Origin of the sequence: Vibrio sp. TRT 29B02 (genome assembly GCF_050113655.1) — a bacterium.
Lineage (GTDB): Bacteria > Pseudomonadota > Gammaproteobacteria > Enterobacterales > Vibrionaceae > Vibrio.
On sequence record NZ_JBNJOJ010000022.1, the window covers coordinates 77098 to 83674 of the forward strand.

Sequence of the window (6577 nt, forward strand, 5' to 3'; positions counted from 1 at the left end):
ACGATAGGGATGACAGAGCCCCGCGATACTGCTATCGCGGGGCTTTTGCTTTAATTGGTGTTGGCGGCGAGGAAGCGTGTGAAACTATCCCATGATTTCTTGTCGGCATCTTCGCGATAACGTGGACTATCGAAAACCGTGAAAGCATGCGGCGCTCCACTATACGTAATCATCTCATGTGGGACTTTGGCAGTTTCAAGTTGCTCAGCCAGGTCAGCAAACTGTGACATAGGAATGGCACTGTCTGCCGTGCCATGGAGAATCATTATAGGTGCAGTGGTGTTCTGATAAGATTGACCTTCAGGAGTACCTAGCCCTCCGTGGAAGGTGACAAAGCCTTTGGCTTTCATACCTGCTCGTGCAGACTCCAGAACTGCTGCACCACCAAAGCAATAGCCCATCACAACGGTGTTGTCACTGTTTCCTCCAAGCTGGGCGGCAAAATCCAAACTGCCCTGCATTAGCGCACGAAGTTTTTCTCTGTCTTTGTAGAGTTCTCCTGTGTGCTGTCTTCTGTCTTCAATCTCTGTTGGTCGTATCCCTTTACCGAATAGATCGGCGGCAAATACGTTGTAGCCTAGTTGATTGAGCATATCGGCTCGTTTCATTTCGTAGTCTGTTAAACCGTCCCAGTCATGGATAAGCAATACTAGTGGTGCATTGTCACTGACTTTGCTCCAGTAGCCCTCGTAATCACTACCGTTTACATTGTAAATTTTGTTTTCACCCGCCCCAGTAAAAGTCGATAAAGTTAATAAGATAAGACCGAATATTGATTTCATAAAACACCTCCATTGTCGTAGAAGTGTAGTACGTAAAATGCAAAAGACTGGTACAAAAAAAGCCTCCCGAAGGAGGCTAGGACTAAAGGAAAAGACTTTAATTACATAGCGGCTGCAAAGATTGCTGAAATTTCTTCATGCGTTGCTTGTTTAGGGTTAGTAAAACCACACGCATCTTTTAGTGCATTGTCTGCTAGGGTTGGGATGTCTTTAGCATCTGCACCAAGCTCTTTGATACCCGATGGAATACCTACATCTTTAGCTAGCGCAACGATAGCGGCAATTGCCGCTTCAGCGCCTTGTTCTGCGGTCATATCTTTAACATCGACACCCATCGCTTTCGCAACGTCACGTAGACGATCTGGGCAGACCTGAGCATTGTAGCGTTGGACATGAGGAAGCAGAATCGCGTTACAGACGCCGTGTGGCAGGTCATAGAAGCCACCTAGTTGGTGCGCCATTGCGTGTACGTAGCCCAACGATGCATTGTTAAACGCCATACCTGCCATAAATTGTGCGTAAGCCATTTGTTCACGCGCTTCAATATCATCGCCGTTTTCTACCGCAGTGCGAAGGTGAGCTTGAATGATTTCGATCGCTTTGATGGCAACAGCATCAGTGATAGGCGTTGCTGCGATAGAGACATAAGCTTCAACAGCATGGGTTAATGCGTCCATACCTGTTGCAGCAGTTAGCGAAGCAGGTTTAGCTAACATTAGCTCTGGATCATTGACGGATACGAGCGGTGTTGTATGTTTATCGACAATCGCCATTTTTATGTGGCGTTCTTCATCAGTGATGATGCAGAAGCGAGTCATCTCAGAAGCTGTGCCAGCCGTTGTGTTGATTGCGATCAGTGGCAGCATTGGTTTAGCTGATTGGTCTACACCCTCATAATCTCCAATCTTGCCACCGTTGGAAGCGACCAATGCGATACCTTTAGCGCAGTCATGAGGTGAACCGCCACCAAGGGAAATTACGAAGTCACAGTCGTTATCCATAAGCAGTGCGAGACCATCATTCACGTTGCTGATTGTTGGGTTTGGTTGAGTACCGTCAAATACCACAGTGTCTACTTGACGCTCAGTCAATAGATCTTGAACTCGTTTTACAACACCAATCTGATTAAGGATTTTGTCAGTTACGATCAGGCCTTTTTTAAAACCTTGAGCTTGAATATTGTCTGCTGCGTCAGTCAGGCAGCCAGCGCCCATTAGGTTTACAGTAGGGATAAAAAATGCACTCGTCATTGGATTGCTCCATATTGTTATATTTGAAATCTGCATTTAGATTCGCATAACTATCCAACCTCAAATCTTGATCTCAAACAATTTTGCTACCCAAAAGTGGTAGGTGTTGCAGTAAAATGTGAACTCCGACCAGTTCAATTTGTATCGAATGTAAGTTGTTAAATATTAGTGGGTTAGCGCAATCGTTTTCTCAACACAAACAGAAATTGTTAAATTTTTTGCGTTCGGAGCAAACAAAAAGCCCCTGTCAGTAGGAATACCGACAGGGGCTAAATAGCGCATAGATATCTAGCTAACTGAGTGAGACTAATTTCTCGACTAGTGCTTCGATTCCTATTGCTGCTTCAGAGATGTTTTCGGCGAGCATATAGGCGGGCGTCGAGAGCACGAGATGTTGCTCGTCAAATACAACTTGGTCTACTTGCGACTCAACGTGAAGGCCGCCTAGGGTATTAAAAGCCGCAGCGGTCGCAGCATCGTTACCAATAGTGGCTTTGACGCCTTGGTCGTAAATGAGCGGAATGATTGTTGGAGCAATGCACAGGTATCCCGCGGGTTTACGTGCTTGAGCGAACGCTCTGCATGCACTAGCAACATGAGTGTTAATGCTACATTCCGCACCTTTTACCGCGAAATCGGTGAGATTCTTCGCGGCACCAAAACCTCCAGGAAGCAATAGTGCGTCGTAATCATCGACATTGAGCTTTGCAACATCCTCTATTTTCCCGCGTGCAATCCGTGCCGCTTCAACCAAGACGTTGCGTGTCTCGTCCATCTCTTCACCGGTCTTGTGGTTTATAACATGAAGTTGATCGATGTTGGGCGCGAAACAGTGCCAGCTCGCACCTTGTTTTTCAATCGCGTGCAGCGATAGTACGGATTCGTGAATTTCAGCCCCATCAAAGACACCTGAACCACTTAGTATTACGGCAACTTTCTTCATTGTTGTCCTCCCTTGTTGTTGTGCGCTGTTAGCGTAGCCAATTAATAACCGCTACGGTCTGATTAGAGTCTCATTCTTCCAAATCGCGTGACTCATTGGGATCTGATTGCTGGTCGGTGTCACCGCTATCCTCTTGCTGTTCTTCAGAATAGTTCTTCACCACAAAAGGAATTAGCATGATGTTAGAAGGAAAGAATCGTTTCATATCGGACGCCTCCTAGGCATTTAGCAACACCTAGATTGTGACTGGAGAATAGCGGAGAAAGTTTGTTTCAGGTCATAAAGTTTTGCGTAAATCAATTCAACAAGAATAGTTGAGCATGGAGTCACATTAATGGTTAACACTTGTCCCAGTAGGGGGTGTCAGTGCCCAATCGTTCGTTGATGAAATCTAAGAAAACTTTAACTTTCAATGGCATATGTTTTCTTTCAGGAAAAACGGCATAGACGGCATGTACTGGCAACCGGTAATTGGCAAGGACAACTTCAAGACGACCTGCATGGATGTCCTTGGCCGCAATGAATGTTGGTAAGTTCCCAATGCCTGCCCCCTCTAATACTGCACGACGAATCGCTTCGCTGTTGTTCACTGATAAACGACCTTTAGGAACAACGCGATACTCTTGCCCAGCCGAATTGAGGCTCCACTCGGTACCACCGCGATAGTAGCTGTACTGTAAGCAACTGTGATTGACCAGATCGCTAGGCTGCTGTGGGCGGCCATGTTGTTCTAGGTACTCTTTTGATGCACATAGCACGCTGACACATGGTGCGAGTCTTTTCGCAATTAGGTTTGATAAAGGCAGGTGGCCAATACGGATGCCGATGTCAAAACTGTCTTGTATGAGGTCAACCATTTGGTCTTCGAGTTGCAAATCAATTTCTACATCAGGATAGAGAGCGAGGAACTCTGCAATCAGAGGAGCCACGTGTAGGACACCAAAGGACATGGGAGCCGTCACTTTTAGCTTACCGCGAGGCTTGCCTTGCAGCTCGCTAACCGCATCTAGTCCTTGTTGCGCTAGGTTTAGAGATTGCACGACATACTCGTAGTAGCGTTGACCCGCTTCCGTTAAACTCAGTTTTCGTGTGGTGCGATTAAGAAGTCTAATTCCTAGTTCATCTTCTAAGTGGGTGATTCGTTTACTGACGGCGGATTTGGTGATATTGAGTTTTTCGGCTGCGCCAGAGAAACTGCCATTTTCAACCACTGAGACAAAAACAGGTATCGAAGAGAATGCTTGCATAGTTGACTGTAGGTAAACAATAAATTTCTTAACTTAGAGATTATCATCTTATTGAAAACAATCTACACTAGCGATGAAATTTTTAGGAGATAGCAATGAAATACGATTGGATCTTGTTTGATGCTGACGAAACCCTGTTTCACTTTGATGCCTTTAAAGGGATGCAGCTCATGTTCTCTCGCAAGGGGGTAGAGTTTACTTCACAAGATTTTGAGCACTATCAAACGGTCAATAAGCCTCTATGGGTTGATTATCAAAATGGCACCATCAGTGCCGATGATTTAAAACACACTCGCTTTCAAGAGTGGGCAGACAGGTTAGATACGACCACCTCTGAGTTAAACAGTGCTTTTCTAGAGGCAATGGCTGACATATGTACCTTACTTCCAGGAGCAAAAGAGCTGATGGAAGCGGTTCATGGCAAGGCGAAGATGGGTATCATCACTAATGGTTTTACCGAGCTTCAGGCAATCAGACTTGAAAGAACCGGTATGAGCCAATATTTCGAACACGTCGTGATATCCGAGCAAGTGGGTTTTGCTAAGCCCGATACAGCCATTTTTAGCCATGCGATGGAGAAAATGGGGTCGCCTTGTAAGAGCAAAGTTCTCATGGTGGGAGACAACCAACATTCTGACATCCTAGGTGGACTTAATTTTGGTATCGAAACCTGTTGGTTAAATAGTGTAGGGGCTGAAGCAGATGTCGATATTTCGCCGCACTACACGGTAAGTTCTCTGCATGAGCTGAAAGATATTTTGCTGGCTTAGCAACTATTTTTTATTAACAGTGATCGAAGTGAACCTGTGCGCAGTAAGAATAACAGAATTCACTGTTACTGTTATAGCGAGGAAGCAGCATGTCAGTTCTTGGAAAAATCATCGATTTAGATCCGAAGCACGGGTATGGCTTTATTGAAGATGAAAACTGCAACGATAAGGTGTTTTTTCATGTTCGAGATATGCGTGGCACTTCAATTGACGTTCATGTTAATGAGTTGGTGGAGTTTGATGTTGAGTCTGACCTCAACGGCTGTCGAATCGCGCTCAATATTTCACCTATGGTCATGAAGTAACGAATACTTCTAAGCTTCAGGTGCGTGAAGTGTAATGTAGCGTTCGAGACATTTGCCAGTCGATGTCTCCAACCTTGTATCGGTAATCGTGAGCGTCTCGATTCTATCAATTCGAAAATGCCGATAACCCTTTCTCCATTCGCACCAAGGGTCCATACTTTTCCCTAAAAGATTTGTCCTAGTGGTTGTAAACAGCGAGAAGAATTTCCGGCACAAAAATCGCAAATTCTTCTCGCTGTGCTTTAAGCATATCTGGCAACACAGATAAAAGTTTAGTCGAAGCGGAGCGCGATGCCTGAGCGAATTCATCGTCTGATCAAGCTCGCTCATCTCTATCGAGTGGTGGTGCCAGAACCTGTCAGTCGTGTTCTAGATCAAATAATTTAAGCAAAGTTGGTTAGAATATGCGCATTGTATAATATGTGTGCTATAGCTAATGTTAACGCAATAATAATTATAGGCTTATCGCAACTTCAGGCTAGGTAAGGGAAATAACATGGCAATACAAGGAACAATTGCTCAATGGGATCAGAGCAAGGGTTATGGTTATATTTCTGTAGAAAATCAAGATACTCAAATTTTATTTCATATCAATGATTTAGAAAATAACTCTCGGTTACCCTGTGTCAGCGAACCTGTGGTATTTCGTTTAGGATCTGATAGTAATGGAACCATGAGAGCGGTCGACGTAACTCGGCCTTTGGTGTTTAATTTTTCTCTTGCTATAGCTGTCTGGTTCTGTAGCGCACTTTTCGGTAGCGTCGTCTTGCTAGATTTTCCACTCATATCCTGCGTACTTTATTTTGCCGCCAGCACAGCCACATACACCTTATATGCGTTAGACAGACACGCAATGATGAACGATGGGTGGCGAGTTCCGGAAGTCGCTTTCCATATAATGAACGTGTGTGGCGGATGGGTTGGGGCTTTGCTTGCTCAGTCGATTATGCATCACAAGTATCATGATATTGGATTTAAGTTCCTCTTCTGGTCGACCTTGGTACTCAATATTGCGTTGTTTGCTTGGTCATTGACCAGTGAAGGTGCTTTTTTACTGGAACAAGCGATCTCAATGTTGCGCTCTATTTCGTGAGAAGAATCTGCCTCTAATACGGTTTGATATCACAAAGCCGCCCATCTGGGACAGCTCCTATTACTTAACGTGTTCGCAACGCACTGGATAGCAAACCATACTGTTGCGAACGACCCCTCTGTAGCAGTGGGGTATTTTCTGATTTTTCATCATTTGTGATGGTTCACAGTCTCCTCGGTGCATTTCT

8 protein-coding genes are annotated in these 6577 nt (G+C 44.9%); 3 read left to right on the forward strand and 5 right to left on the reverse strand.

Annotation, left to right across the window (positions count from 1 at the left end; genetic code table 11):
* Positions 1-50: 50 nt before the first annotated feature.
* The 5 genes from ACQEXT_RS14325 to ACQEXT_RS14345 form a co-directional block, all read right to left on the reverse strand.
* Positions 51-782 carry a dienelactone hydrolase family protein gene (locus tag ACQEXT_RS14325; protein ID WP_426952666.1) on the reverse strand — a complete coding sequence of 244 codons (732 nt, stop codon included), beginning with the start codon at positions 780-782 and terminating at the stop codon, positions 51-53.
* 101 nt (positions 783-883) lie between these two features.
* Positions 884-2032 carry an L-threonine dehydrogenase gene (gene yiaY / locus ACQEXT_RS14330; protein ID WP_138972017.1) on the reverse strand — a complete coding sequence of 383 codons (1149 nt, stop codon included), beginning with the start codon at positions 2030-2032 and terminating at the stop codon, positions 884-886.
* Positions 2033-2324: 292 nt separating this feature from the next.
* The gene (gene elbB / locus ACQEXT_RS14335; protein WP_426952667.1) at positions 2325-2975 is read right to left on the reverse strand and encodes an isoprenoid biosynthesis glyoxalase ElbB; all 651 of its coding nucleotides are present in this window, start codon (positions 2973-2975) and stop codon (positions 2325-2327) included.
* Positions 2976-3045: 70 nt separating this feature from the next.
* Complete coding sequence (locus ACQEXT_RS14340; protein ID WP_426952669.1) at positions 3046-3180, reverse strand: hypothetical protein; 135 nt, start codon at positions 3178-3180, stop codon at positions 3046-3048.
* 133 nt (positions 3181-3313) lie between these two features.
* Positions 3314-4222, reverse strand: coding sequence for a LysR substrate-binding domain-containing protein (locus ACQEXT_RS14345; protein ID WP_426952670.1), 909 nt, complete (start codon positions 4220-4222; stop codon positions 3314-3316).
* A 95-nt stretch (positions 4223-4317) separates the two neighbouring features.
* On the opposite strand from ACQEXT_RS14345, the gene yjjG reads away from it, so the two are divergent.
* From yjjG to ACQEXT_RS14360, 3 genes are all read left to right on the forward strand, one after another.
* Entirely contained in the window at positions 4318-4992 is a 675-nt protein-coding gene (gene yjjG / locus ACQEXT_RS14350) for a pyrimidine 5'-nucleotidase (RefSeq protein ID WP_331418660.1), read from the forward strand.
* An 89-nt stretch (positions 4993-5081) separates the two neighbouring features.
* On the forward strand, positions 5082-5297 hold the full coding sequence (locus ACQEXT_RS14355; RefSeq protein WP_138972013.1) for a cold-shock protein: 216 nt from the start codon (positions 5082-5084) through the stop codon (positions 5295-5297).
* 496 nt (positions 5298-5793) lie between these two features.
* Entirely contained in the window at positions 5794-6390 is a 597-nt protein-coding gene (locus ACQEXT_RS14360; RefSeq protein WP_426952672.1) for a DUF1294 domain-containing protein, read from the forward strand.
* Positions 6391-6577 lie beyond the last annotated feature (187 nt).